Source organism: Ramlibacter sp. MAHUQ-53, from assembly GCF_052600055.1.
On record NZ_JBQWTS010000009.1, the window covers coordinates 1 to 23,827 of the forward strand.

General features: G+C 72.6%; 20 protein-coding genes and 1 pseudogene. 5 read left to right on the forward strand and 16 right to left on the reverse strand.

All coding sequences use genetic code 11. The features are described from left to right. A pseudogene (locus ACT80S_RS13980) lies at window positions 1–498 on the reverse strand (hypothetical protein); the annotation flags it as partial. A gap of 132 nt (window positions 499–630) precedes the next feature. Then, on the reverse strand, window positions 631–1,872 hold the full coding sequence (locus ACT80S_RS13985; protein WP_377416790.1) for a Zn-dependent hydrolase: 1,242 nt from the start codon (window positions 1,870–1,872) through the stop codon (window positions 631–633). Window positions 1,873–1,937: 65 nt separating this feature from the next. Here ACT80S_RS13985 and ACT80S_RS13990 point away from each other — a divergent pair, with 65 nt between their 5' ends. Then, window positions 1,938–2,426 carry an ureidoglycolate lyase gene (locus tag ACT80S_RS13990; protein WP_377416792.1) on the forward strand — a complete coding sequence of 163 codons (489 nt, stop codon included), beginning with the start codon at window positions 1,938–1,940 and terminating at the stop codon, window positions 2,424–2,426. A gap of 12 nt (window positions 2,427–2,438) precedes the next feature. Here ACT80S_RS13990 and ACT80S_RS13995 read toward each other — a convergent pair whose 3' ends face one another. The 12 genes from ACT80S_RS13995 to ACT80S_RS14050 form a co-directional block, all read right to left on the reverse strand. Continuing rightward, window positions 2,439–3,635 (reverse strand): amidase, encoded by a 1,197-nt coding sequence (locus ACT80S_RS13995; RefSeq protein WP_377416794.1) that lies wholly within the window; start codon window positions 3,633–3,635, stop codon window positions 2,439–2,441. A gap of 29 nt (window positions 3,636–3,664) precedes the next feature. Further along, window positions 3,665–4,684 (reverse strand): ABC transporter ATP-binding protein, encoded by a 1,020-nt coding sequence (locus ACT80S_RS14000; protein WP_377416796.1) that lies wholly within the window; start codon window positions 4,682–4,684, stop codon window positions 3,665–3,667. Next, window positions 4,681–5,730, reverse strand: a complete 1,050-nt coding sequence (locus ACT80S_RS14005; RefSeq protein WP_377416798.1) for an ABC transporter ATP-binding protein — start codon at window positions 5,728–5,730, stop codon at window positions 4,681–4,683. The genes ACT80S_RS14000 and ACT80S_RS14005 overlap by 4 nt, the downstream gene beginning before the upstream one ends. A 7-nt stretch (window positions 5,731–5,737) precedes the next feature. After that, window positions 5,738–6,613, reverse strand: a complete 876-nt coding sequence (locus ACT80S_RS14010; RefSeq protein ID WP_377416800.1) for an ABC transporter permease — start codon at window positions 6,611–6,613, stop codon at window positions 5,738–5,740. Window positions 6,614–6,623: 10 nt separating this feature from the next. Next, window positions 6,624–7,577 (reverse strand): ABC transporter permease, encoded by a 954-nt coding sequence (locus ACT80S_RS14015; RefSeq protein ID WP_377416802.1) that lies wholly within the window; start codon window positions 7,575–7,577, stop codon window positions 6,624–6,626. Between the two features lie 107 nt (window positions 7,578–7,684). After that, on the reverse strand, window positions 7,685–9,358 hold the full coding sequence (locus ACT80S_RS14020; RefSeq protein WP_377416804.1) for an ABC transporter substrate-binding protein: 1,674 nt from the start codon (window positions 9,356–9,358) through the stop codon (window positions 7,685–7,687). A gap of 192 nt (window positions 9,359–9,550) precedes the next feature. Beyond that, entirely contained in the window at window positions 9,551–9,793 is a 243-nt protein-coding gene (locus ACT80S_RS14025) for a DUF1653 domain-containing protein (protein WP_377416806.1), read from the reverse strand. A gap of 9 nt (window positions 9,794–9,802) precedes the next feature. Further along, on the reverse strand, window positions 9,803–10,168 hold the full coding sequence (locus tag ACT80S_RS14030; protein WP_377416808.1) for a P-II family nitrogen regulator: 366 nt from the start codon (window positions 10,166–10,168) through the stop codon (window positions 9,803–9,805). A gap of 13 nt (window positions 10,169–10,181) precedes the next feature. Beyond that, window positions 10,182–13,271: an efflux RND transporter permease subunit gene (locus ACT80S_RS14035; RefSeq protein WP_377416810.1), complete on the reverse strand. Its 3,090-nt coding sequence runs from the start codon at window positions 13,269–13,271 to the stop codon at window positions 10,182–10,184. Window positions 13,272–13,280: 9 nt separating this feature from the next. After that, window positions 13,281–14,459, reverse strand: a complete 1,179-nt coding sequence (locus tag ACT80S_RS14040; protein ID WP_377416812.1) for an efflux RND transporter periplasmic adaptor subunit — start codon at window positions 14,457–14,459, stop codon at window positions 13,281–13,283. Between the two features lie 13 nt (window positions 14,460–14,472). Next, window positions 14,473–15,807, reverse strand: a complete 1,335-nt coding sequence (locus ACT80S_RS14045; protein WP_377416814.1) for a TolC family protein — start codon at window positions 15,805–15,807, stop codon at window positions 14,473–14,475. A 79-nt stretch (window positions 15,808–15,886) separates the two neighbouring features. Next, window positions 15,887–16,267: a hypothetical protein gene (locus ACT80S_RS14050; RefSeq protein ID WP_377416816.1), complete on the reverse strand. Its 381-nt coding sequence runs from the start codon at window positions 16,265–16,267 to the stop codon at window positions 15,887–15,889. A gap of 153 nt (window positions 16,268–16,420) precedes the next feature. Between ACT80S_RS14050 and ACT80S_RS14055 the strand changes: the two genes are divergently transcribed. Further along, window positions 16,421–17,467 (forward strand): S1C family serine protease, encoded by a 1,047-nt coding sequence (locus ACT80S_RS14055; protein ID WP_377416818.1) that lies wholly within the window; start codon window positions 16,421–16,423, stop codon window positions 17,465–17,467. A 73-nt stretch (window positions 17,468–17,540) separates the two neighbouring features. Here the strand turns inward: ACT80S_RS14055 and ACT80S_RS14060 are convergent, their stop codons facing one another. Both ACT80S_RS14060 and ACT80S_RS14065 read right to left on the reverse strand, forming a co-directional pair. Further along, complete coding sequence (locus ACT80S_RS14060) at window positions 17,541–18,623, reverse strand: porin (RefSeq protein ID WP_377416820.1); 1,083 nt, start codon at window positions 18,621–18,623, stop codon at window positions 17,541–17,543. Window positions 18,624–18,834: 211 nt separating this feature from the next. Beyond that, on the reverse strand, window positions 18,835–18,975 hold the full coding sequence (locus ACT80S_RS14065; RefSeq protein WP_377416822.1) for a hypothetical protein: 141 nt from the start codon (window positions 18,973–18,975) through the stop codon (window positions 18,835–18,837). Window positions 18,976–19,089: 114 nt separating this feature from the next. Between ACT80S_RS14065 and ACT80S_RS14070 the strand changes: the two genes are divergently transcribed. From ACT80S_RS14070 to ACT80S_RS14080, 3 genes are all read left to right on the forward strand, one after another. Beyond that, window positions 19,090–21,873, forward strand: coding sequence for a PAS domain-containing hybrid sensor histidine kinase/response regulator (locus ACT80S_RS14070; protein ID WP_377416824.1), 2,784 nt, complete (start codon window positions 19,090–19,092; stop codon window positions 21,871–21,873). A 105-nt stretch (window positions 21,874–21,978) separates the two neighbouring features. Beyond that, window positions 21,979–23,205 (forward strand): PQQ-dependent sugar dehydrogenase, encoded by a 1,227-nt coding sequence (locus tag ACT80S_RS14075; protein ID WP_377416826.1) that lies wholly within the window; start codon window positions 21,979–21,981, stop codon window positions 23,203–23,205. Between the two features lie 6 nt (window positions 23,206–23,211). After that, window positions 23,212–23,796, forward strand: a complete 585-nt coding sequence (locus ACT80S_RS14080; protein ID WP_377416828.1) for a c-type cytochrome — start codon at window positions 23,212–23,214, stop codon at window positions 23,794–23,796. Window positions 23,797–23,827: the final 31 nt, after the last annotated feature.

Below are 23,827 nucleotides of genomic sequence, written 5' to 3' on the forward strand. Positions count from 1 at the left end.
GCGGCAGGCCGCGGCCACCGGCTGGGGCGCGGCCGGCGCCAGGGGCGGCCAGCCGGCGCCCGTGGCGACGAACACGCCCGCGGCGGCAGCGGCCAGCCCCAGCAGGGCCAGCGCCATCGGCGACACGCGCCGCGAGCCGGCCGCCGGCTGGGGCAGGTGCACGGGCTGGGTGATGGGGGCCTGGCGCGGCACGGCCACCGGGGCCGCGGCCGGTGAGGTGGGCGGCGGCGCATCCACCGCCTCGATCCCGTCCGCCCTCAGGCCGGCCCGCGCCGCAGCCGCCGCTGCGGGCGCATGGCCCAGCTTGCGCAGGAGGGTGTGGCCGGTGTGGGCCTTGATGCGGTCGTTGTAGAAGCGGCCCTGGCCGGCGCCTTCCAGCTCCTCGAGCTGGGCGGGCGAGAGCGAGTTGCGGCGGGCGAAGTTGACGCGCTCGAGGCCGGATGCCTCGCGCAGCCGGCGCAGCAGCTGCGCGTCATCGTCGGTCCAGCGAAGGCTCATGCGGGTCGTGCGTGGTGGCGGGATTCGAGGCCCGCGGGGCGGGCGGCGGCATCCGCGGAGTCTAGCCGCTAACCCGGGCCCTGCGATACCTCCTGAATGGGATACCGGGAAACCCGGGGCCCGCCTGGTTCCTCAGCCCGCCCGACCGAGCATGGCCTGGAGCAGCACGTTGCAGCCGGCCTCGACGTCGGCGGGAGCGGCGTCCTCGATCTCGTTGTGGCTGATGCCGCCCTTGCAGGGGATGAAGACCATCCCCGCCGGCGCCAGCGTGGCGGCGTAGATCGCGTCATGGCCCGCGCCGGAGATCGCGGGCATGTGCGAGTACCCCAGGCGCGCCGCGGCATCGGCCACCGCCTGCACGCAGCCCGCGTCGAAGCGCAGGGCGGGGTAGCTGGAGACCTGCTCGATCACGATCTCCAGGCCGGCCTGCACCGACAGCCGCCGGGCGAAGGCCTTCACCTCCTCGGCCTGCCGCTCCACCGCCTCGTCCGAGGCGTTGCGCAGGTCGATGGAGAACTTCACCCGGCCCGGGATCACGTTGCGGCTGTTCGGGTGCACCTGCACCATGCCCACCGTGCCGCGGCCGTGCGGGCCGTGGCGATGGGCCGAGGCCACCACCTCCTGCATCAACTGCGCGGCGACCTGCAGCGCGTCGCGCCGCAGGTGCATGGGCGTGGGGCCGGCGTGGGCCTCCATGCCCGTGACGGTGCAGTCGAACCAGCGGATGCCCAGCACGCCCTCGACCACGCCGATGGTCACGCCCGCATCCTCCAGCACCGGGCCCTGCTCGATGTGGGCCTCGAAGTAGGCCCCGACCGGGTGCCGGCCCGGTTCCTCCTCGCCGATGTAGCCGATGCGCGCGAGCTCCTCGCGCACCGTACGGCCCTCGGCGTCGGTGGCGGCGTAGGCGTGCGCCAGGCTGAAGGCGCCGGCGAACACGCCCGACCCCATCATCACCGGCACGAAGCGCGAGCCCTCCTCGTTGGTCCACACCGCCACCTCGATCGGCGCCTCGGTCTCGATGCCGTGGTCGTTGAGCGTGCGCACCACCTCCAGGCCGGCGAGCACGCCGTAGTTGCCGTCGAACTTGCCGCCGGTGGGCTGGGTGTCGATGTGGCTGCCCGTCATCACCGGCGGCAGCGCGGGGTTGCGGCCAGGGCGGCGCATGAAGATGTTGCCGATGCGGTCCACCGTCACCGTCAGGCCGGCCTCGCGGGCCCAGCGGGTGACGAGGTCGCGGCCCTGCCGGTCGAGGTCGGTGAGGGCCAGGCGGCAGACGCCGCCCTTGGGCGTGGCGCCGATGCGCGCCAGCGCCATCAGGGACTGCCAGAGTCGCTCGCCGTTGACGCGCAGGCGGGAGGGGTCGGAGGTCATGGTCATGGAGTCGAGGTTTCGGACGGGGACGCCGGGCTGGCGTCGAACTTGCTGCAAGCGGGGCGATGAACGAGCTGAACCTGCAACCCCTCACCCCCGCGGCCTTCGCCCCTTACGGCGAGGTGCTGGACCTGGAGGCGCCCGCGGCGCGCACCATCAATGGCGGCACCAGCGGCCGCGCCGACCTGCCCGCCGGCCTGGACCTGGCGCGCGAGGGCGGCCGGCCGGTGCTGGCCGTCTTCCACGCCCGCGCCCAGGCCGCGCGCGGGCCCTGGCACCTGCTGGAGCGGCACCGCCTGGGCAGCCAGACCTTCGTGCCGCTGGACGGCACGCCCTGGGTGCTGCTGGTGGCCGCGGCCGGTGACACGCCCCGCCCCGGCACGCTGGCGGCCTTCGCGGCCGGCCCGCGCCAGGGCGTGACGCTGCGCGCCGGCACCTGGCACCACCCGCTGATCGCGCTGCGCGCCGGCCGCTTCCTGGTGCTGGAGCGCGGCGCCGCCGCGCAGGACTGCGAGGTCGTGAGGCTGGAGGTGCGGGTCCATGGCGCAGGCTGATCGCGCGGGCGCTCAGGCAGCGGCGATGCGCTCGGCCAGCGCCACCAGGCTGCGGTCGCTGCCGGCGGGGCCCAGCAGCGACAGGCCCAGCGGCGCGCCCGCGCGCGAGGCCAGGGGCAGGGACAGCTGCGGGAAGCCGGCCAGGCCGGCCACGCACAGCAGGCGGATCGCGCGGTTGCGGTAGTCCTCCAGCGCCGCCTCGGGCTCGCTCGCCAGCGGCGCGATGTCGGGCATGGTGGGCAGCACCAGCACGCCGTCCTCGCCGAGCAGGTCGGCGAGGTGGGCGCGGAAGCGGTCGCGGAAGGCGCGGGCGGTGGCGGCCTGCGCGTCGGTCACCTGCGCCGACCACTCGAAGCGCTGCGCCACGCCCGGGCCCAGCGGCGGCTGGAAGCGGGCGAGGAAGCCGCCATCCACCTTCCAGGCCTCGTGGCCCTGGAGGTAGCGGAAATTCCAGTACATGGCGTCGAAGCCCTCGAGCACGACCTGCGCCGGCGCGGCGGGGCCGAGCGCGGCCTCGACGCGGGCGCGGGCCGGCGCGAACGCGTCCAGGGCCGCAGCGGTGGGCTGGGCCCACAGGTCGGTGGGGGCCAGCAGGCGCACCCGCGCGGGCAGCGGCTTCGCGTCGGCGCCGAGCAGGACGTCGGCGACGCGGGCGAAGGTTGGGACGTCGCGGGCGAACCAGCCGCAGGTGTCGAGGCTGGGCGCGAGGTCCAGCGCGCCGGCCAGGCTCACCCGGCCGTGGGTGGGGCGCAGGCCCACCAGGCCGCAGTGGCTGGCGGGGGCGCGCACCGAGCCGCCGGTGTCGGTGCCCAGGGCGAAGTCGCACAGGCCATGGGAGACCGCGGCGGCGGAGCCCGAGGAGGAGCCGCCTGCGATGCGGTCCGGCGCGGCGCCATTGACCGGGCTGCCGAAGTGCGCGTTCTGGCCGTTCATGGAGAAGGCCAGTTCGTCGGTGATCGTCTTGCCGGCAAAGCGCGCGCCGGCGTCCAGCAGCGCCTGCACCGTGGGCGCGGTGCGCGCCTGCACCCCCAGCAGCGCCAGCATCAGGGGCTGGCCGCCGCTGGTGGGGTAGCCGGCGACATGGAACAGGTCCTTCACCCCGAAGGACAGGCCGGCCAGCGGGCCGGTGGCGGCATGGGGCACCGGCGCGGCCGGGTAGGGCATGAAGGCGCGGGCGGGGTCGTGCAGGATGTCGGTGTGCAGGTTCATCGGGAGTGGGTCCAGGGGGCGGGCGGCCGTCAGGCCGCCTGGGGGGAGGGAGCCGGGGCGGGAGCGGGCGCGGGCGCGGTGTCGGCCACCCGCAGGCAGCGCACGCTGTGGCCCGCGTCGAGCAGGGTCGGCCCGGGGCGGGTGGCCAGGCAGTCGGCCTGCGCCATCGCGCAGCGCTCGGCGAAGGCGCAGCCCGCGGGCAGGGCGGTGAGGTCGGGCGGCGAGCCGGCGATGGTCTGCAGGCGCTGGCCCTTGGCCAGGGCGCCATGCGCGCGGCTTCGCAGCAGGGCCTGGGTGTAGGGGTGGCGCGGCGCGCGCAGCAGGGTGCGCGCCGGGCCTTCCTCGACGATCCGCCCCGCATACATCACCGCGATGCGGTCCGCCACTTCCACCGCGGCGCCGATGTCGTGCGTGACGAAGACCACCGACAGCCCCAGCTCCCGCTGCAGCTCCCGCAGCAGCAGCAGGATCTGGATCTGCACCGTCGCATCGAGCGCGGTGGTGGGCTCGTCCGCGAGCAGCAGCTGCGGCCGGCAGGCCAGGGCGAGGGCGATCATGGCGCGCTGGCGCATGCCGCCGGACATCTCGTGCGGGTAGGCCGCCAGGCGCCGCTGCGGGCTGGGGATGCGCACGCGCTCGAACAGCGCCAGCGCCCGCTCCTGCGCCTCGGCGGGCGAGACCGCCTCGTGCCGGCGGATCGCCTCCGTGATCTGCCGGCCCACCGGGTACACCGGGTCCATCGCCAGCAGCGGCTCCTGGAACACCATGGCGGCCACCTTGCCGCGGTAGGCGGCCAGCTCGCCGCGCGCCATCGCCAGCACGTCCTGCCCGCCCACCCGCACCCGGCCCTCCAGGCGCGTGCGGTCCTCGGGGTGCAGGCGCAGCAGGCTGCGCAGGGTCACGCTCTTGCCGGAGCCGGACTCGCCGATCAGGGCGACCACCTCGCCGCGGCGCACCTGCAGGTCCACGCCGCTGACGGCCTCCACCGGCCGGGGGCCGCCGGTGAAGGTCACGTGCAGCTGGCGGATGTCGACGAAGGGTTCGGTCATGCGGCCTCCTGGAGGGGCAGGGCTTCGGGCGCCAGCGCGTGGCCGCTGCCGGCCACGTGCATCCAGCACGCGACCTGCTGGCCGCGGGGGCCGGCGGCCAGCACGGGCATGCGCTCGCTGCACACCGCCTGCGCGTGCGGGCAGCGGGTGTGGAAGCGGCAGCCCGGGGGCGGGTTGATCGGGTTGGGCGGATCGCCGGCCAGCGGCGGCTCCTCGGTGCGCGCGTCCGGGTCCATCGACGGCACGGACGACAGCAGCGCCCGGGTGTAAGGGTGGGCCGGCGACTCGAACAGCGTCTCGCTGTCGCCGATTTCCACCACCTGGCCCAGGTACATCACCATCACGCGGTCGCTCATGTAGCGAACCACGTTCAGGTCGTGGCTGATGAAGACGTAGGTCAGGTTGAACTCGTCCTTCAGGTCCAGCAGCAGGTTCAGCACCTGCGCCTCGACCGACTTGTCCAACGCCGATACCGCCTCGTCCAGGATGATCAGCCGCGACTGCAGTGCCAGTGCGCGGGCGATGTTCACCCGCTGGCGCTGGCCGCCGGAGAGCTCGTGCGGGTAGCGGCCGGCGAAGCGGCGCGGCTCGAGCCCGACGCGGGCCAGCAGGTCGCGCGCCCGCTCCACGGCCTGCTGCCGGGGCAGGCCGTGCACCGTCGGAGCGAAGGCGATGGAGTCCTCCATCGTCAGGCGGGGGTTGAGGGAGGCGTAGCTGTCCTGGAACACCATCTGCGCCTGGCGCCGGAACTTCTTCAGCGGCAGGGCCGCGCCGCCCACGGCCTCGCCGTCGAACACCAGCTCGCCGCGGTCCTGCGTGACCAGCTGCATCAGCAGGCGCGCGGTGGTGCTCTTGCCGCAGCCGGACTCGCCGACCACGCCCAGGGTCTCGCCCTTGCGGACGTCGAAGTCGATGCCGTCGACGGCGCGGACCACGCCGCCGCCGCGCCCGAGCAGGTCCTTCTTCAGGGGGAAGTGCTTGACCAGGCCGCGTACCGCCAGCAGCGGCTGGGCCGGGCCTCCGAGGTCAGGGGTCTTCAGGGGCATGTCGGCCTCACTGCTTGATGTCCATGGCCGAGCGCAAGCCGTCGGCCAGGAGGTTGAAGGTGATGGAGGTGATGAAGATCATCACGCCCGGCAGCGCGGCGACCCAGGGCTGCACGTACAGCGCGGTGCGCAGCGTGTTGAGCATGAGGCCCCACTCGGGCTCCGGCGGCTTCACGCCCAGGCCCAGGAAGGACAGGCCCGAGGCCAGGATCATCGACACCGCGACCAGGCTGGTGGCGTAGACGAACACCGGCCCGAGCACGTTGCCCAGCACATGCACCCGCACGATGGTCAGCGCGCCGGCGCCGGAGGCGCGGGCCGCGTCCACGAACTCGCGGCCGCGAAGCTGCGTGGTCACGCTCTCGGCCACGCGGGCGATGGGCGGGATGAAGACGATGGTCAACGAGAGCAGCGAGTTGCCGATGCCTGCACCCAGCGCGCCGGACAGCGCGATCGCCAGAAGCACCGAGGGGAAGGCGTAGAAGACGTCGATGGTCCGCATCAGCACGTTGTTCACCACGCCGCCGGCGTAGCCAGCGGTGATGCCGATGAGGCTGCCCAGGACGAAGGCGAGGACCACGGGCGTGATGCCCATGAACAGGGACAGGCGCGCGCCCACGATCAGGCGAGTGAGCATGTCGCGCCCGAGTTCGTCGGTGCCCAGGGGGTGCCCCTCGAAGCCGATCGGCTTGAGGCGCTTGAGCATGGACGAGGCGTAGGGGTCGGCCGGCGCGAGCTGCGGGCCGAAGGCGGCGAGTACCAGCAGGAGCAGCAGCACCAGGGCGGCGCCGATGGCGACCTTGTCGCGCGCCAGGCGGCGGCCCACGGTCTGCCAGTAGCCGGGCGAGCGCTCCGGCGCGGCGGGGAGGGTGAGGGTGGTCATGGGGCCTCCTTCAGGCGCGGGCGATGCGCGGGTCCAGCAGCGACTGGATCACGTCGACCACGAGGTTCAGCACGACGAAGAACACGGCCAGCACCAGGATGGTTCCCTGCAGCAGGGGCAGGTCTCGCTGGAAGATGGCGGAATTGAGCAGGAAGCCGGTGCCGGGCCAGGAGAACACGGTCTCGATCAGGATCGAGCCCCCCAGCAGGTAGCCCAGTTGCAGGCCCATCACCGCCAGTGCGGTGGGCGCGGCATTCTTCACCACGTGCAGGAAGACGCCGGTGTCCCTCAGGCCCTTGGCGCGCAGGCCCACGATGAACTCCTGCGCGAGGATCTCGGCCACCAGCGCGCGCACGGTGCGCGAGATGATGCCCATGGGAATCACGCTCATGGTCAGCGCCGGCAGCACCATGTGCTGCAGGTGCGCCCAGTCCCAGGCCCACGCGTCCGAGCCGCCGGGGCCCGCGCCGCCCGGGGGCAGCCAGCCGAGGGCGGAGGCGAAGACGATCACCATCACCATGCCGAGCCAGTAGTGCGGCACGCTCACGCCGAGCACGGCGGCGAGCGAGGCCGCCTTGTCCAGCCACGAGTTGCGGAAGTAGCCCGCGACGAACCCGAACAGGCTGCCCAGGACGAAGCCGATGACCGTGGCCAGCACCGCCAGGCGCAGGGTGTTGCCCACCGCGCGCATCACCTCGGTGGTCACCGGCCGGCTGGTGGCGATGGAGGTGCCCAGGTCGCCCTGCAGGGCGCGCCAGAGCCAGGAGGCGAACTGCTCGGGGTAGGAGCGGTTGAAGCCGTACAGCTCGGTCATCTTCGCCTGCAGGTCGGCCGAGGCGTCGGGCGGCAGGATGGACACGAGCGGGTCGCCCGGCGCGAGGTGCACCAGGGCGAAGCAGACAAGCGCCACGCCCAGCATGATGGGCAGGGTGTAGGCGAGGCGCCTCAGGAGGAATCCGATCATGGGAGCAAGGGTCCGGAAAAGGCGCGGGCGCCCGCCGCCACGCCGGTGGCGGGCGCCCGCTGGGGACTCGGGAGACCGGGCCCCCCGCACGGGGGGCCGGGGCCAGGTCAGTCCATCGTCATCGTGGCGATGTCGATGAACCAGCTGCGCGGCTGCACCACGTTCTTCACCTTGGCGCTCATCGCGCGCGGGCCGACGTCATGGGCGATCCAGACGAAGGGCGCCTCCTCGACGATGCGGGCATGCAGCTTGGCGAGGGCGGCGTCGCGGGCCTTGCCGTCGAACGCGTTGCGCGCGTCGGCGATCAGCTGGTCGATCTCGGCGTTGCCGAAGTAGCCCCAGTTGTTGGAGACCGGCGGGAAGGTCTTGGTGCTGGTGAAGCGCACCATGGCGAAGAACGGGTCCATCGCGGCGTAGCTCACGTTGATGGCGTGCGCGCCGTTGGCCGTCGGGTCCTTGGCGCCGCGGCGCCAGTTGGTGAACAGGGTGTTCCACTCGATCACGTCGAACTGCACGTCGAAGAAGCACTGCTTCAGCGACTGCTGCACGAACTCGTTCATCGGCAGCGGCTGCATCTGGCCCGAGCCGGAGGCGGAGATCTGCACCTTCACCTTGACCGGCTTGGCCGCGGAGTAGCCGGCCTGCTGCATCAGCGCCTGGGCGGCCTTCACGTCGTACTTGATGTCGAACTTGGGATTGCCCCACCAGGGGTGGCCCGGGGGCACGGTGCCCTTGGGCACGGCCATCATCCCGCCCAGCAGGGTCTTCAGGCCCTCGCGGTCCACGCACAGGTTGGCGGCCTGGCGAACGCGCTTGTCCAGCCAGGGCGAGCCCTCGGCGAAGGACAGCTGCCACGGCCAGACGTGGGGCTGGGCGTTGCTGTACATCTTGAAGCCGCGCTGCGTGATCTGCGGGATGGCGTCCGGCGCGGGCGCCTCGATCCAGTCCACCTGGCCGGACAGCAGGGCCGCGGTGCGGGCATTGGCTTCGGGCATGGGCAGCATCACCACGCGGTCGATCTTCGGGGTGCGCTTGGGGTCCCAGTAGGCCTTGTTGGCAACCACCTCCAGGCGCTCGCGCGGCACGAAGCGCGCCATCTTGAAGGGGCCGGTGCCCGAGGCGTCGGCGGCGAAGGCGGTCCAGGCCTGCTTGGCGCGCTCGCCGGCGTCGGCCACGCTGGCGGGCACGGCCTTGAGCTTGGCCTCCCAGTGCGCCGGCGAGGCCATGAACAGGTTGGTCAGGTTCAGCGGCAGGAAGGAGTCGGGCTCGCTGGTGGTGAGTTCGACGGTGAGGTCGTCGACCTTGCGCGCGCTGCGCAGCGTCGGCATGCGCGAGGCGGTCACGCCGACCTGGCTGGCGTCGAAATGGGGCGCGTCCTTGTCCAGGACCTTGCGCACGTTCCACACCACCGCGTCGGCGTTGAAGGCGGAGCCGTCATGGAACTTCACGCCGGGACGCAGCTTGAAGGTCCACTTGGTCTTGTCCTTGGCGTCCACCGTCCACGACAGGGCCAGGCCCGGCACCAGCACGCTGGGCGCGTCGGACTTGGACAGGTCCCAGTGCGTCAGCGCGTCGTACATCGGGATGCCGGTGAACCGGTTGCCCTCGAAGCCCTGGTCGGGCTGGCCGAGCGTGCGGGGGATGTCGGCGGCGGTCATGGCGACGCGCAGCAGTTTTTCCTGGGCGAGCACGGCGGGCGAGGCGAGGGCCGACAGCAGGCCGGCCGCGAGGGCGACGCCGGCCGCGCGGGTGGCGAGTCGGTGGGGACGGAAACGGTTCATCAGGACTCCAGCGGGTTGTTCGGGATTTGTCATGGCCAGGAGCGCCCTGGCAGACATTCCCTATGCAACCCGTGTGCCATCCATTGGCGCCGTCATGCCGGGCCCGCGATGCACCACGGCGGTTCGCCGCCCGCCCGCGCGCGTGCATCACCTTGAGGCGCACGCCCCGGGTGCATGCAGGCGCGCCGGGCCTCAGCCCGCGACGACGGTGAAGCGGCGCACCCGGCCGACGGGCGTGTCGACCTCGTCGGCGAACTGGGACAGCGGCCGCATCCAGGTGACGGCCTCGTCCCCCTGGAGCGGCTGGTAGAGGACACCCGTCTCCAGCGTCGCCTCGATGCGGCAGAAGCCGCTCACGCGGTACAGGCCCCCCTTGTAGTGGCGAAGCAGCGTGCCGGGCGGCAAGGCGAGGGCGGCGGGGTCCTGGGGCGTCATGGCGCCGGACTATAGCCCGGCGTCCGGCTGCGGCCCGGCGGACGGCGAGTCCATCGGGGTGCCGTTGCGGATGCGGTGCACCGAGCCGAGGTCCACCGTCCAGACGATGCCGTCACCGATCTGGCCGGTGGAGCAGCTCGCGATGATGGCGTCCCGGATGGTGGGGACCATGTCGTCATCGGCGAGCACGCACACCATCAGCTTGGGCGTGAAGTCCGTCAGCTCCTCGCGCACGGTGCGCTTGGCGACGGCCGCCGGTGCGGTGAAGCCCTCGGCGCGGAACACCGTCACGCCGGGGAAGTTCGGGATGGCGCGCAGCGCCTCCCGCAGGCGCTCGAGGCGGTGGGGGCGCACGATGGCGCGGATCTCCTTCATGGCAGGTCTCCTCTCAGGCTTCGCTGGCCGGGTCGTCGAACCACCGGTACAGGGTGGGCAGGACGACCAGGGTCAGCAGGGTGGACGAAATCAGCCCGCCGATCACTACCACGGCCAGGGGCTTCTGCACCTCCGAGCCGGGACCGCTGGCGAACAGGAAGGGCACCAGGCCCAGCAGGGCGACGGTGGCCGTCATCATCACGGGGCGGAAGCGCATCACGCAGCCCTCGCGCACCGCCTCGGCGACGCTGCGCCCGTCCTCGCGCAGGCGCCGGATGCAGGAGACCAGCACCACGCCATTGAGTACCGCGATGCCCCACAGCGCGATGAAGCCCACCGACGCCGGCACGCTCAGGTACTCCCCGGTGACCGCCAGCCCCACGACCCCGCCGATCGAGGCGAAGGGCAGGACCAGGATGATCAGGGACGCCAGCTTCACCGACCCGAACAGCATGAACAGCAGGAAGAAGATCGCGCCGATCGTGATGGGCACGATGACCTGCAGCGTGCCCATGGCCCGCTGCATGTTCTCGAACTGGCCGCCGTAGACGAAGTAGTAGCCCTCGGGCAGGCGTACCTGCGTGGCGAGGCGCTGCTGCACCTCGTCGACGAAGCCGGCCAGGTCGCGGCCCGTCACGTTGGCGCCCACCACCACGCGGCGCTTGGCGGTCTCGCGGCTGATCTGGGCCGGCCCGTCGACCAGCGACACCGAGGCCACCGAGCCCAGGGGCACCAGCGCCCCGTCGGGGGTGCGCAGCATGGTGCTGGCGATGGCCTCCACCGTGCCGCGCGCCGCCTCGGGAAAGCGCACCGCGATGCCGAAGCGGCGCTCGCCCTCGTACAGCACCGTCACCTCGCGCCCGCCGATGGCCGTCTCGATGATGGACTGCACGTCGGAGACGTTGATGCCGAAGCGGGCGATGGCCTTGCGGTCGATGTCGATGGTCAGCGACTGCTGGCCCGACAGCCGCTCCAGGCGGATGTCCTGCGCGCCGGGCACGCTGCGCAGGATGCGCGCCACGTCCTCCGAGATCCGCCGCAGTTCGGCGAGGTCGTCGCCGAACACCTTGACCGCGAGCTGCGAGCGCACGCCGGTGACCATCTCGTCCACCCGCTCGGCGATCGGCTGCGAGAGCACGATCTGCACGCCGGGGATGGTGGACAGGCGCTGGCGGATGTCCTCGTCGATCTCGTCCTGGGTGCGGTCGCTCCGGGGGTCGAGCAGCACGATGGGGTCGGACTCGTTCGGCCCGGCAGGGTCGGCCGGCGACTCGCCGCGCCCCAGCTTGGAGACCACCATGCGCACGCCCGGCACCTCGGCGATGGCCTTCATCGCGGCGGTCTCGATGCGGATCGACTCGTCCAGCGAGATGCTGGGCACGCGATTGATCTGCGGCGTCAGCGCGCCCTCCTTCATCGTGGGCATGAATGACTTGCCCAGGAACGGGAACAGCGCCACGGACGCGAGCAGCAGGCCCACCGCGACCGCCACGGTGCGCCGGTCGCGGGCCAGGGCGGCGTCGAGCAGGCGCAGGTAGCGGGTCTTCAGGAAGGCGACGACGCGGGTGTCATGGTCGGCGCCGCCCTTGAGGACGTAGGAGCACAGCACCGGCGACAGCAGGAGCGAGACCACCAGGGAGATGCCCAGGGCCATGGCGATGGTCAGCGCCAGCGGCCCGAACAGCTTGCCCTCGATGCCCTGCAGGGCCATCAGCGGCAGGAACACCAGGATGATGATGGCGATGCCGAAGATGGTGGGCGTGGCCACCTCGGTGGTGGCCTGCAGGATGGTGCGCACGCGCGAGCCGCCGGCGTGCGCCGCCTCCCCGAGCCGGTGGTAGACGTTCTCCACCACCACCACGGTGGCGTCCACCATCAGGCCGATGGCGATGGCCAGCCCGCCCAGGGACATCAGGTTCGCCGAGATGCCGTAGCGGTTCATCAGGATGAAGGTGGTCAGCGGCGTGATCACCAGGGTCGCCACCACGATCAGGCTGGAGCGCACGTCGCCCAGGAAGACGAACAGCACCACCACCACCAGGAAGATGCCCTCGATCAGGACCTTGCCCACCGTCCACAGCGCCGCGTCCACCAGCTCGGTGCGGTCGTAGTAGGGGACGATCTTCAGCCCGCCGGGCAGCATGCCCTTGGCGTTGATCTCGTCCACGCGATCCTTCACCCGGGTGACGATCTCCTTGGCGTTGCCGCCGCGCGCCATCAGCACGATGCCGGAGACGGCCTCGGTGTAGCCGCCCTTGATGATGGCGCCCTGGCGTACCTCGTGGCCCAGCTGCACCTGCGCCACGTCGCGCACGAACACCGGCACGCCGCCGGCCTCCTTGACGACGATGGTGGCGATGTCGTCCACCGTGCGGATCAGGCCGACGCCGCGGACGAGGAACTGCTCGCTGCCCTGGGGCAGGATGCCGCCGCCGGCGTTGGCGTTGTTGCTGGCGATGGCGTCCACCAGCTGCTGCACGGTCAGGCCGTGGTGCTTGAGGCGCTGGGGGTCGGCCAGCACCTGGTACTGGCGCACGTAGCCGCCCTGCGAGTTGATCTCGGCGACGCCGGGGATGGACCGCAGCAGCGGCCGCACCACCCAGTCCTGCACGATCCGGCGCTCGGCGAGCTCGGCGGGGGTGAGGGCGCGCTGGCCGTCGTCCGGATGCTCCAGGGTGTACTGGTACACCTCGCCCAGGCCGGTCGACACCGGCCCCAGCACCGGCGTGACGCCGGGCGGCATGCGCGAGCCCACCTCGATCAGCCGCTCGGTGACGAGCTGGCGCGCGAAGTAGACGTCGGTCTTGTCGGTGAAGACCAGGGTGATGATGGACAGGCCGCTCTTGTTCAGGGAGCGCATTTCCACCAGCCCGGGCAGGCCGGTCATGGCGATCTCCAGGGGCGCCGTGACGAAGCGCTCGATCTCCTCGGGCGAGCGGCCGGCGAACTCGGTGGCGACCTGCACCTGCACGTTGGTCACGTCCGGGAAGGCGTCCACCGACAGCCGCAGGGATTCCCGCAGGCCGAAGGCGCACACCACCAGCGCGATGACGACCACCAGCAGGCGCTGCGTGAGCGCCGCGCGTATCAGCGATTGCAGCATGGGCGGTCCTTATTCGAGTTCGGCGCGCTTGCGCTCGTTGTTCATGTGAAAGGCGCCCTCGACGACCACCGGGTTGCCGGCATCCAGGCCCTTGAGCACCGGGCGCAGGCCGTCGACGGCCGGTCCGAGGTCCACCGGGGTGAGGCGGAAGCGGTCCGGCGCCGACTGCACGAACACATGGTCCCGGTCGCCCTCGCGCACCACCGCTCCCGCCGGCACCGCCAGCTGCTGCCGGCGCGCGCCTTCGATGCGCAGCGTCGCCAGCATCTGCGGCTTGAGCTCCCGGGTGCGGTTGTCGACCTCGGTGCGGATCGCCACCGTGCGGGTCTCGGGTGAGACCGTGTCGCTGACGAACACCAGGCGCCCGCGCAGGCGGCGGTCGCCCAGGGCCGGCACCGTGACCTCCACCGGCTGGCCCGGCTGCACGCTGCGGGCGGCCTGCTCGGGCAGGGCGCCGACCACCCAGACGGTGGACAGGTCGGCGACGGTGAACATCGGGTCACCCGGCTGCGAGACCTGGCCCCGGCTGATGGTGCGCTCTGTGACCACGCCGGAGAGCGTCGCCGTCACGTTGGCCGCAGGCACCAGCTGGCCCTGCTGGCCGAGGCGGGAGATGGCGTCCTCCGGCAGGCCGAGGAGCCGCAGCTGGTCGGCCGCCGCGCGCGACTCGGCGCGTGCGATCGCCAGCTCCGACTCGCGCCGCTGGAGTTCGGCCGAGCCGATCACGTCGGCCTGGATCAACTGGCGGGCGCGTTCGACCGCGCGCTCGGCCAGGGCGGTGGCGGAGCTGGCTCGCAGGTAGGCCAGCTGCGCGCTGGTCAGCTCGGGGCTGGCGATGCGCGCCAGGGTCTGGCCGGCGCGCACGCTGTCGCCCACTTCGGCCAGCACCTCGGTGATGCGGCCGGTGACGGCGGCGCCGATGCGGGTGACGCGCTGCTCGTTCGCGTCGATGCGGCCAGTGACTTCCTGGACGGCGGCGATCTCGGCCACCGCGGCGGGCGCCACCTTGAAGTGGGCGGCCATGGCGGGCGTGATGCGCACCGACATCGGATCGGCCGCTTTGGCCGGTGCCGAGGCGGCGGCCTGCGCGGCGGAGGGATCGGCCCCGGGGCGGCTGCAGGCAGCAAGGGCCAGGGCCAGCGCGACGGCGAACGCGGCGGGAAGGGCGGGACGGGGAGTAACTCGCATGGGGTTGGGGCTCTCAGGGAAGGGGGCGGTCGGTGCGGGCGCCGGGGGCGTAGCCGCCGGCCAGGAACTCGAGTTCGACGCCGGCGGACTGCAGCTGGAAGCGCGCGTCGATCAGGTCTGCACGCACGGTGCGCAGGTGGCGCTGGGCGTCGAGCACGTCCAGGATGCCGCGCTCGCCGAAGCGGTAGGCCGCCTGGGCCACGCGCAGGGCGGCCTCGGCCTCGGGCAGCGCACCCGAGGCCAGCGCGTTCACCCGCACCCGGGCCAGCGCCAGGGCCTTCCAGGCCATGTCCAGCTGCTGCGTCAGCTCGGCGCTGCGGCCGTCGTACAGGGCGCGTGCCCGGGCGAGCTCGGCGACGGCCTCGCCGATCGCGCCGTCGCGGCGATCGAGCAGCGGCAGCTGCATGCTGGCCGTCACCGTCGTCTGCCGGATCTCGGGATCGCGCGCCTGGCCCACGCGCAGCTCGAGTCCGGGCCAGCGGCCCGCACGGGCCTCGGCCACGCGCGCCTCGCGCCGCGCCACCTCGGCCTGCAGCGCCTGCAGCTCCGGGTTGCCGGAGAGGGCCCGGGCCTTGAGGACCGCCAGCGGCTGCGGCTCCAGCGGGTCGCCGAGGCTGCCTGCCAGCCGCCAGCGCGCGGGCAGCGCGCCCGCGGCCAGCCGGTTGATCGCCAGCATGGACTGCTCCACCTGCAGCAGGGCCGAATCCAGCTTCTGGCGCGCGTTGATCACCTCGGCGTCGGCCTTGATCACCTCGTAGCGGGCGGCCTCGCCGGAGGCCACGCGCAGTCGCACCCGCTCGCGGATCTGCTCCAGCAGTTCCAGGGCGTCGGCGGCGGCGTCGGCCTCCTCGCGCCGCAGGAGCACCTCGTACGCCCGGGTGCGCACCTGGGCCTCGAGTTCGTTGGCGGCGGCGGCGACCTGGTGGTCGCTGCCGGCCCGCGCCGACTGGGCGCCGTCGAGGCGGGCGCGGCGCAGCGCGGGGTTCTCCACGAGCTGGGAGATGCCCCAGGTCTCGACCTGGCCCGCCGGGCCGCCGGCGAAGCGGGCCCGGTTCTGGCCGCTGCCGTATTCCAGCCGGGGGTTCGGCAGGGCCCGGGCGGCGCTGACGCCGGCGGCGGCCGCCTCGCGGGCGCGGCGGGCGGCCTGCAGCTGCGGGTTGTGCCGCAGCGCGGCGTCGACGAGGTCGGCCACGGTGAGCCGGGGCTCCGGCGCGTCGGGCGACGCGGCCGGGGAGACGAGGGCGGCCGGCGCGGGCTGGGCCGGCGCCAGGGCAGGGGCGAGCGTGCAGGTTCCCGCGATCGCGAGAGCCCGCAGCACGCCGCCCGTTCGGGGGAGTGCAGGGAACATGGTCAGTCAGGACATGGGGCCGCGCGCAGGCGCGCGGCGGACGCGACGGGTCCCGCCAGGGGCGGGGCGGTGGTCGGGGTCAGGCCCGCGCGCAGGGCGGGCGCAGGGGGGGAGCGGGCGCGTGCTGGGGCTGCGTGAGGCCCCGGGGCAGGAAGCGTGCGGCGGGCCGCTCGACGCGGATGCCGTGCGAGGGCCACACGCACTCCCGGTCGGCGGATTCCGCTTCGCCGGTGTCGGGCGAGTGCAGGCAACAGGCCCCGTACTGGGCCTCGGGGCCACTGGACGGCGCGGCGCTGGCGCCCGCCTGCAGGTCCTCGAGGAGGACGGCGGCCATCACCTCGCCCGGGTCGGCCGCCTCGACCGCGGCCGAGGCCGGCAGCAGGCCGGCAAACGCCCACGCCAGGGCCCACAGCACCAGGGCGCAGAGGATCCGGCGGAGGTTGGCGAGTCGGACGGGCATGTCGATCGGGCTAGAACTATCGGATGCTATCGGACTCGCAGAGCCATAGCCCGGTGCAGGGTAATCACCAAGGCCATCGGCCCGGCGTGGGCGCATCCGGGTGACAGCAGGAATCCGCGCGACGCACTAGCATGGGCTCCGGAGGTACCTGCCATGGCCCGCTTCTTCTCCCACGGCGCGTTCGCCGGCCTGAGCGCCCTTTGCCTGCTCCTCGTCCTCGCCGCGCCGGCACCCGCCGGGGCCCAGGCGCCCCCGCCCGCGGACGAGGCCCTGCGCCAGCGCTTCGAGGCGCTGCAGTCCGCCACCGTCGGCCTGGAGGTGCGGGCCGTCGAGGGCGCCGCCTCGGCCTCCACGCTGGGCCGCCAGCGCGAAGGCACGGGTGTCGTCATCGAGCCGCAGGGCCTGGTGCTGACCATCGGCTATCTGGTGCTGGAGGCCGAGCGGGTCGAGATCACCACGCGCGGCCAGGCCAAGGTGCCCGGCCAGGTGGTGGCTTATGACGCGGTCACCGGCCTGGGCCTGGTCAAGCCGCTGTTCCCGCTGGCGGGCGTGCAGCCGGCGCGCCTGGGCTCGGCGGCCTCACTGGCCAAGGGCACGCCGCTGCTGTTCATCACCGGCATGGCGCCGCGCCAGGCGGGCGCGGTGCGGCTGATGGACACGCGCGCCTTCACCGGCTACTGGGAGTACCACCTGGACTCGGCGCTCTACACCGCGCCGCCGGTGTTCAACCACTCCGGCGCAGGGTTGTTCAACGCCCAGGGCGAGCTGGTCGGCGTGGGCCACCTCGTCATGCGCGACGTGATGCCCGAGGACGTGCCCGAGGTCGCGCCGGGCAACCTGTTCGTTCCGGTGGACGTGCTCGGCCCGGTGATCGACGAGCTGCTTCGCACCGGCGCCAACCCGCAGGCGCGCCGTCCCTGGCTCGGGGTGAACGCGATGCAGATGGACGGGCATGTGCGCATCACCCGGGTCACCGAGGGCAGCGCCGCGCAGGCGGCGGGCCTGCGGCCGGGGCACTGGGTGCTGGCCGTCGACGGCGAGACGGTGAGCACGCTGGAGGCGTTCTACAAGAAGGTGTGGTCGCACCGCGCCGATGACGGCGCGATCCGCCTGCGCGTCCTCGAGGGACCGGTGACGCGGGTGATCGAGGTGCCGGTGCGCGAGCGCGGCGAGGCGATGGCCCGGCCCAAGGGCGTTTGAGCCCCCATGAAAAAAGGCCGCTCCCGCAGGAGCGGCCTTCGAAGAAGGAGAAACCTGGAGAAACCGGGCGATCTCAGAAGTTGTAGATCATGCCCACCGAGAAACCCCTGGCGGTCTTGCCGTTGGCGCCCGCGGCGTTGGCGGTGCGGCCTTCGGCCCAGGGGACGACCCTGGCGGACGCGTCGTTGTCGACGGTGCCGTAGTTGGCGTACAGGCGCAGCTCACGGCTGATGATGCTCTCGACGCCGACGGCGTACAGCGTGGAGTCGGCGTTGGCCTTGTCCGCCTTGCGGTCGAACATGTGGGCGCGCAGCACGTACTCGTTGGGCACCAGCTGGTACTCGGCGCCGAAGCCGGTCACCTTGCTGCCTTCGTTCACGCCGGAGACCACGGCCTTGGCGTCCTGGTAGAAGCCGACCAGGCGCAGCGAGGGGATGACGCGGTAGGACACGGCCAGGCGCGTGGCCTTGCGGTCGCCGGCGGAGGCGTTCTTCTCGTAGTCCTCGAAGGCGAGGGCAGCCACCAGGTCCGTGCCGGTGTAGGTCAGCGAGCCGCTGGTCATCGCGTTCTTGGTCTCGACACCGGTGGCGGCATCGGTCACCGCGGTCGTGCCCTCGTGCGGCGCGTACGCCAGCGCCAGGCGGAACCCGTTCATGGCGGGGGACTGGTACTGGATCAGGTTGTTCGGGCGCTCGTCGAACCGGGCGCCGGCGCGGGTGATGTTGCGCATGTCGCCCAGCTGGTCGCCGAACAGGTTGGCCGCTTCGCGTGCGGCCTTCATCGGCGTGTCGAACTTGCCGAAGCGCACATTGCCGAAGCGGCCTTCGATGCCGGCAAAGGTATCCCGAGTGGCCAGGCGGTTCTTGTCGTCCTGCGTGGCGGACGAATCGGAGGTCTTGCTGAACATCACCTCCGATTCGATCTGCCAGAACCCCCTCAGGCTGCCGAACTGCTTGTCGCCGCGGAAGCCGAGGCGGGACGAGTTGCTGGAGACGTTGGTACGGTCGTAAACAGCGCCGTTGTCCAGCTGGTCGACGGAGAGGTGGGCGCGTCCATAGAACTCCCAGTTCCCGGCCGTCTTGACCTGGCTGGTCTGGGCGACGGCGAAAGTGTGACAGCCGAGGCCGATCGCTGCGGCCATTGCAATGTGGTTCATTTTGAATTTCATGTTCATACCTCCTGTTGATCCCTGAAAAGCGACAGGCAAAGTCTCGATTCGGCGGATGACAGGACCGGGACGGGCGCGTGACGCGCGCGTGACATGTCGGCGGCGCGCAACGTCCGCTGCTGCCGCGGTGCGCGGGCTGCCGGGAGCGTGCCCGGGGTGAACGCGATGCCGATGGACAGGCTTGTGCGCATCAGCCGGGTCAGCGAGGCAGCGCCGCGCAGGCTGCGGGCCTGCGCGTGCTCGAGGAGCCGGTGACGCGGGTGATCGAGGCGCCGGCGCGCGAGCGCGGCGAGGCGATGGCCTGGCCCCAGGGTGCCGGATCGGGGGGCTGCAGGAGCATCGCAACTGGGCCGGCCGGTCCCTAGAATGACCCGGTCTCCTCTCGGATTCATCCATGGACCCGCCGGTGCCATCCGCGGGGGCCGCCGGCCCCCTCCCGCTGACCGATGCCGCCATGCGCGCCCGCCTTGCGGCGGCCTCGCGCCTGCTGGCCGGGGCTGTCGTCGTGATCGGCCTCGCCGGGCTGGCGGGCTGGTGGTTCGACCTGCCCCCGCTGCGCCAGCCTTTCCCCGGCCACCGCAGCATCGCACCGAACGGCGCACTCGCCCTGGCCCTGGGCGGCCTGGCCGTGCTGGCCCTGCACCGCCGGGGTGACCCGCGCTGGCGGCGCACCGCCGCGGGCCTGGGCTGGGCCGTGTGCGCCCTGGGGCTGGCCAGCCTCGCCCAGGTCCTCTCCGGCGTCGACCTGCGCCTCGATGGCCTGCTGCTGCCCGGTGGCAGGGTCGCCGGGGTCCCGGATGCCCGGATCGCACCGGTGACCGCGCTGGGCGTGGCCTTGTGCGGCGCCTGCATCGCCTGGCCGGCCACGCCGGCGGCGCGGCGCTGGCGGCCGGTCGTGCCGCTGGTGGTGCTGTTCCTCGGCGTCGGTGCGCTGACCGTCCATGTCTACGGGGCCGAGCGCGTCGCCAGCCTGCGGCCCTTCACCGGCGTGGCGCTCCACGCGGCATTCGGCCTGGTCATGCTGGCCTTCGCTGTCCTGTTCGCGCGCCCCGGCGAGGGCTGGACCGCGCGCCTCAGCGCGGTGGGGGCGGAGGGCGTGCTGTGGCGGACGCTGCCGGCCCTGGTCGTCCTGGTGCCGCTGGTGATGGCGCTGCTGCAGCGCCTGGGCGCCGCCTACGGGCTCTATGAACGCGCGATCGGCGATGCCCTGTTCACGCTGCTGATGCTGCTGGTGATGATCGTGCTGGTGCTGCGGGTGGCACGCCATGCCGCCGCGATCGACCGGCGCGTGCGCGAGGCCCTGGAGGGCGCGCCGGTGGGCATGCTGGTCGTCGACCGCCAGGGCGCGATCGAGCTGGTGAACGCCCGGGCCGAACGCCTGTTCGCCCGGGCCCGCGGCAAGCTGGTGGGCCGGCCGGTCGAGGCGCTGCTGCCGGGCGTGGCGCTCCGGGGGCCGGGCGCCGGCCCGGCCGGCGAGGGCCGCGAACTGGCGGCGCGGCGCGCCGACGGCACGGACGTTCCCGTCGAGGTCGGCGTGGCGCCCCTGACGGGCGCCGACGGCGACCGTTACCTCGTGTCCCTGGTCGACCTCACCGCGCGCCAGCGCACGCAGCGCGAGCTGCAGGCGCGCGAGCGCGAATTCAGCGCGACGTTCGAGCAGGCCGCGGTCGGCATCGCCCACCTGGCCCTGGACGGGCGCATCCTGCGCGTCAACCGCCGCTACTGCGACATCGTGGGCTACACCCCCGAGGAGCTGGTCGGTTCGGACTTCCGCGACCACACCCATCCCGAGGACCTGCAGGACGGGCAGGCGCTGCGCGCGCGCTTCGTGACCGGCGCCATCGCCACCTACCAGCGTGAGTCCCGCGTCGTCCGCAGGGATGGCCGCGTCGCCTGGGTCGAGGTGACGGCCTCGATGGTGTCCACGCCCGAGGGCGTCCCGGACCATGCGGTGGTCCTGATTGCCGACATCGACGCGCGCAAGGCGGCCGAGGCGCAGGTCCGCCAGGCCCAGGCCGAGATCCGGCGCATCAACACCGGGCTGGAGCACACGGTCGCCGAGCGCACCGCGCAGCTTCTCGCCGCCAAGGAGGAGGCCGAGCGCGCCAACCGCGCCAAGGACACGCTGCTGGCCAACGTGAGCCACGAGATCCGCACGCCGCTGAACGCCATCCTGGGCGCGGCGCAGGTGCTGGAGCGCGGCGCCCAGGGTGACCAGCTCCAGGTGCTGGTGAGGGGCATCCGCAGCGCCGGTCGGAGCCTGGTCAGCGTGATCAACGACCTGCTGGACCTGGCCAAGATCGAGGCCGGCCGCTTCGAGATCGTCCACCAGCCGGTGCGCCTGCAGGAGGTGCTGGCCTCGCTGGCCGAGGCGCTGCAGCCTTCGGCCCGGGAAAAGGGCCTGGAGTTCGAGGTCCACCCGGTACGCGGCGACCTGCCCGCCGTGATGGGCGACCCGCAGCGCCTCGGGCAGGTCCTCTACAACCTGGCGGGCAACGCGATCAAGTTCACCGAGCGTGGCCGGGTCGATGTGCGGCTCGAGGTGCTGCGCCGCGAGGAGGACCGGCTGCACCTGCGCCTCTCGGTGAGCGACACCGGGCCCGGCATCCCTCCGGCGCTGCGCCCGCACCTGTTCGCGCCCTTCGCGCAGGCCGAGGAGGTCACGCGCAACCAGCTCGGGGGCACCGGTCTGGGCCTGGCCATCTGCCGGCAGCTGGTGACGCTGATGGGGGGCGAGATCGACGTGCGCAGCGAGCCCGGGCAGGGCAGCGAGTTCTGGTTCACGCTGGGCCTGCCGGTCGCCGCGGTGGCGCCGCCGGAGGTGCCGGCGCAGGCGCCTGAGCCGGGGGCGCAGCGCCTGGCGGGGATGCGCCTGCTGGTGGTGGACGATGCCGACATCAACCGCGAGGTGGCGCGACTGCTGCTCGAAGGCGAGGGAGCCCGGGTCGAGATGGCGGGCGACGGCGCGCAGGCGCTGGAGCGCCTGCGCGAGCGCCCGGCCGACTTCGACGCGGTGCTGATGGATGTCCAGATGCCGGTCATGGACGGCCTCGAGGCCGTGCGCGCGATCCGTGCGGACCCGGCGCTGGCCGGCCTGCCCGTCATCGCGCTCACCGCGGGCGCCATGAGCAACCAGCGCGAGGAGGCGCTGAAGGCCGGCATGGACGACTACATCACCAAGCCGTTCGAGATGGAGCAGATGGTGGCGCGCCTGCGGGTGCTGGCCGCGGCGCCCTGAGGCGGCGGGTCGCGGCGGCGACAGGTTCTAGGGAACACCACTGATTTGCCCGCCGGTCGCCTTGTCTATGTTCATCGGTCTCTCGCCCTAAACAGGAGACGTCCCTTGAACCAGTTCCCCGTTTCGCGCCTGCGGGCGATCGGCCTCGGCCTGTCGCTCGCCGTGTCCGCCCTGGCCGCCTCGGCCCAGGCCCCCGCCGCGCCGCCCCCGGCCTGGAAGCAGGGGATGCCGGCGAGCATGGCCAACTCCACGCTCGCCCCGCTGGCTGGCAAGCTCACCGTGACTCCGGCCTCCGAGATCCCGATCGACAAGGTCAAGCTGCCCCCCGGCTTCAAGATCGAGGTCTGGGCCACCGGCCTGCCCGGCGGCCGCGCGATGGCTCAGGGCGACGACGGCAAGATCTACGTCGGCACCCGCGCCATCGGCCGCGTCTACGAGGTCACCGACAACGGCCGTGAGCGCACCGTGCGCACCGTGGTCGACAGGCTGAACCAGCCCGCCGGCGTCGCCTACCGCAACGGCTCGCTGTACGTGATGGCCATCGACAAGGTCCTGCGCTACGACGGCATCACGAAGAACCCGGGCGTCGCCCCGGTGGACATGACCGAGGCTTTCAAGCTGCCGAAGGAGCAGCACCACAACTGGAAGTACATCGCCTTCGGCCCGGACGGCAAGCTGTACGTGCCTTTCGGCGCCCCCTGCAACATCTGCGAGCTGCCCACCCAGGAGTACGCCCAGATCCGCCGCTACAACCCCGACGGGTCGGGCATGGAGGTGCTGGCCACCGGCGTGCGCAACACCGTCGGCTTCGACTGGCACCCCCAGACCAAGGAGCTCTGGTTCTCCAACCATGGCCGCGACTGGATGGGTGACGACACGCCCAACGACACGATGCACCGCCTGGCACGCACCGGCATGAACGCCGGCTTCCCGTATTGCCACGAGGGCAAGTTGCCCGACCCGGACGTGAAGAAGGCCAACGCCTGCGACGGCGTGGAGCCGCCGGTGGCCCTGATGGGGCCGCACGCCGCCTCCATGGGCGTGATGTTCTACACCGGCAGCATGTTCCCGCCCGAGTACCGCAACGTGCTGTTCAACGCGCGCAAGGGCTCATGGAACCGCACCCAGAAGATCGGCTACGACGTGGTGATGGTGAAGGCCTCCGCCGACGGCAAGAACGCGAAGGTCGAGCCGTTCATGACCGGCTTCATGGATGCCGCGACCCAGTCGTTCTGGGGCCGCCCGGCCTACATGATGCAGATGGCCGACGGCTCGGTCCTCGTCTCCGACGAGCAGCTCGGCGCGATCTACCGCATCACCTACGCACGCTGAGCGCCGATGCATCCAATGGCTTGGCTGCAGGCCGCCGTGCTGGGCGCGGCGGCCCTCGTCGCGGCGCCCGTCGCGCTCGCGCAGAACATCGCGCCGAGGCTGGCCCTGTGCGGGGCCTGCCACGGCGCGGATGGCAACTCGCAGATGAAGGACACGCCCTCGCTGGCCGGCCAGCCGCGCGTGTTCCTGGAGAACCAGCTGGTGATGATCCGCGAGGGCATGCGCGACATCGCCGCGATGAAGGGCACGCTCGACGGCGTCTCCGACGCGGAGATCGCCGCGCTGGCCCGCCACTACGCGGCGCTGCCGCTCAAGCCGCCGCCGGCGGACCGCGACACGGCCCTGTTCGAGCGCGGCCGGCAGCTGGCGTCCGAGATGCGCTGCGGCATCTGCCACCTCCCCAGCTACGCGGGCCGCGACCAGGTGCCGCGCATGACCGCGCAGCGCGAGGACTACCTGCTGCACACCATGCGCCAGTTCCGCGCCAACCAGGCGGTGGGGCGTGACACCATCATGGCCGCGTCCCTGTATGGCGTGAGCGACGACGACCTGCGGGCCATGGCCCACTTCCTCTCCCGGCTGGCGCCCTGAACCTTCCGCAATCCCGACCCGAGCGAGGCAT

Coding starts and splice junctions, on each gene's coding strand:
- ACT80S_RS14000 (WP_377416796.1), bottom strand. CDS start 4,684: ATGACCGAACCCTTCGTCGACATCCGCCAGCTGCACGTGACCTTCACC.
- ACT80S_RS14060 (WP_377416820.1), bottom strand. CDS start 18,623: ATGAACCACATTGCAATGGCCGCAGCGATCGGCCTCGGCTGTCACACT.
- ACT80S_RS14055 (WP_377416818.1), top strand. CDS start 16,421: ATGGCCCGCTTCTTCTCCCACGGCGCGTTCGCCGGCCTGAGCGCCCTT.
- ACT80S_RS14010 (WP_377416800.1), bottom strand. CDS start 6,613: ATGACCACCCTCACCCTCCCCGCCGCGCCGGAGCGCTCGCCCGGCTAC.
- ACT80S_RS14050 (WP_377416816.1), bottom strand. CDS start 16,267: ATGCCCGTCCGACTCGCCAACCTCCGCCGGATCCTCTGCGCCCTGGTG.
- ACT80S_RS14070 (WP_377416824.1), top strand. CDS start 19,090: ATGCGCGCCCGCCTTGCGGCGGCCTCGCGCCTGCTGGCCGGGGCTGTC.
- ACT80S_RS13995 (WP_377416794.1), bottom strand. CDS start 3,635: ATGAACCTGCACACCGACATCCTGCACGACCCCGCCCGCGCCTTCATG.
- ACT80S_RS14030 (WP_377416808.1), bottom strand. CDS start 10,168: ATGAAGGAGATCCGCGCCATCGTGCGCCCCCACCGCCTCGAGCGCCTG.
- ACT80S_RS14035 (WP_377416810.1), bottom strand. CDS start 13,271: ATGCTGCAATCGCTGATACGCGCGGCGCTCACGCAGCGCCTGCTGGTG.
- ACT80S_RS14065 (WP_377416822.1), bottom strand. CDS start 18,975: ATGCTCCTGCAGCCCCCCGATCCGGCACCCTGGGGCCAGGCCATCGCC.
- ACT80S_RS14005 (WP_377416798.1), bottom strand. CDS start 5,730: ATGCCCCTGAAGACCCCTGACCTCGGAGGCCCGGCCCAGCCGCTGCTG.
- ACT80S_RS14080 (WP_377416828.1), top strand. CDS start 23,212: ATGCATCCAATGGCTTGGCTGCAGGCCGCCGTGCTGGGCGCGGCGGCC.
- ACT80S_RS13990 (WP_377416792.1), top strand. CDS start 1,938: ATGAACGAGCTGAACCTGCAACCCCTCACCCCCGCGGCCTTCGCCCCT.
- ACT80S_RS14020 (WP_377416804.1), bottom strand. CDS start 9,358: ATGAACCGTTTCCGTCCCCACCGACTCGCCACCCGCGCGGCCGGCGTC.
- ACT80S_RS14040 (WP_377416812.1), bottom strand. CDS start 14,459: ATGCGAGTTACTCCCCGTCCCGCCCTTCCCGCCGCGTTCGCCGTCGCG.
- ACT80S_RS14045 (WP_377416814.1), bottom strand. CDS start 15,807: ATGTTCCCTGCACTCCCCCGAACGGGCGGCGTGCTGCGGGCTCTCGCG.
- ACT80S_RS14025 (WP_377416806.1), bottom strand. CDS start 9,793: ATGACGCCCCAGGACCCCGCCGCCCTCGCCTTGCCGCCCGGCACGCTG.
- ACT80S_RS14015 (WP_377416802.1), bottom strand. CDS start 7,577: ATGATCGGATTCCTCCTGAGGCGCCTCGCCTACACCCTGCCCATCATG.
- ACT80S_RS13985 (WP_377416790.1), bottom strand. CDS start 1,872: ATGACCTCCGACCCCTCCCGCCTGCGCGTCAACGGCGAGCGACTCTGG.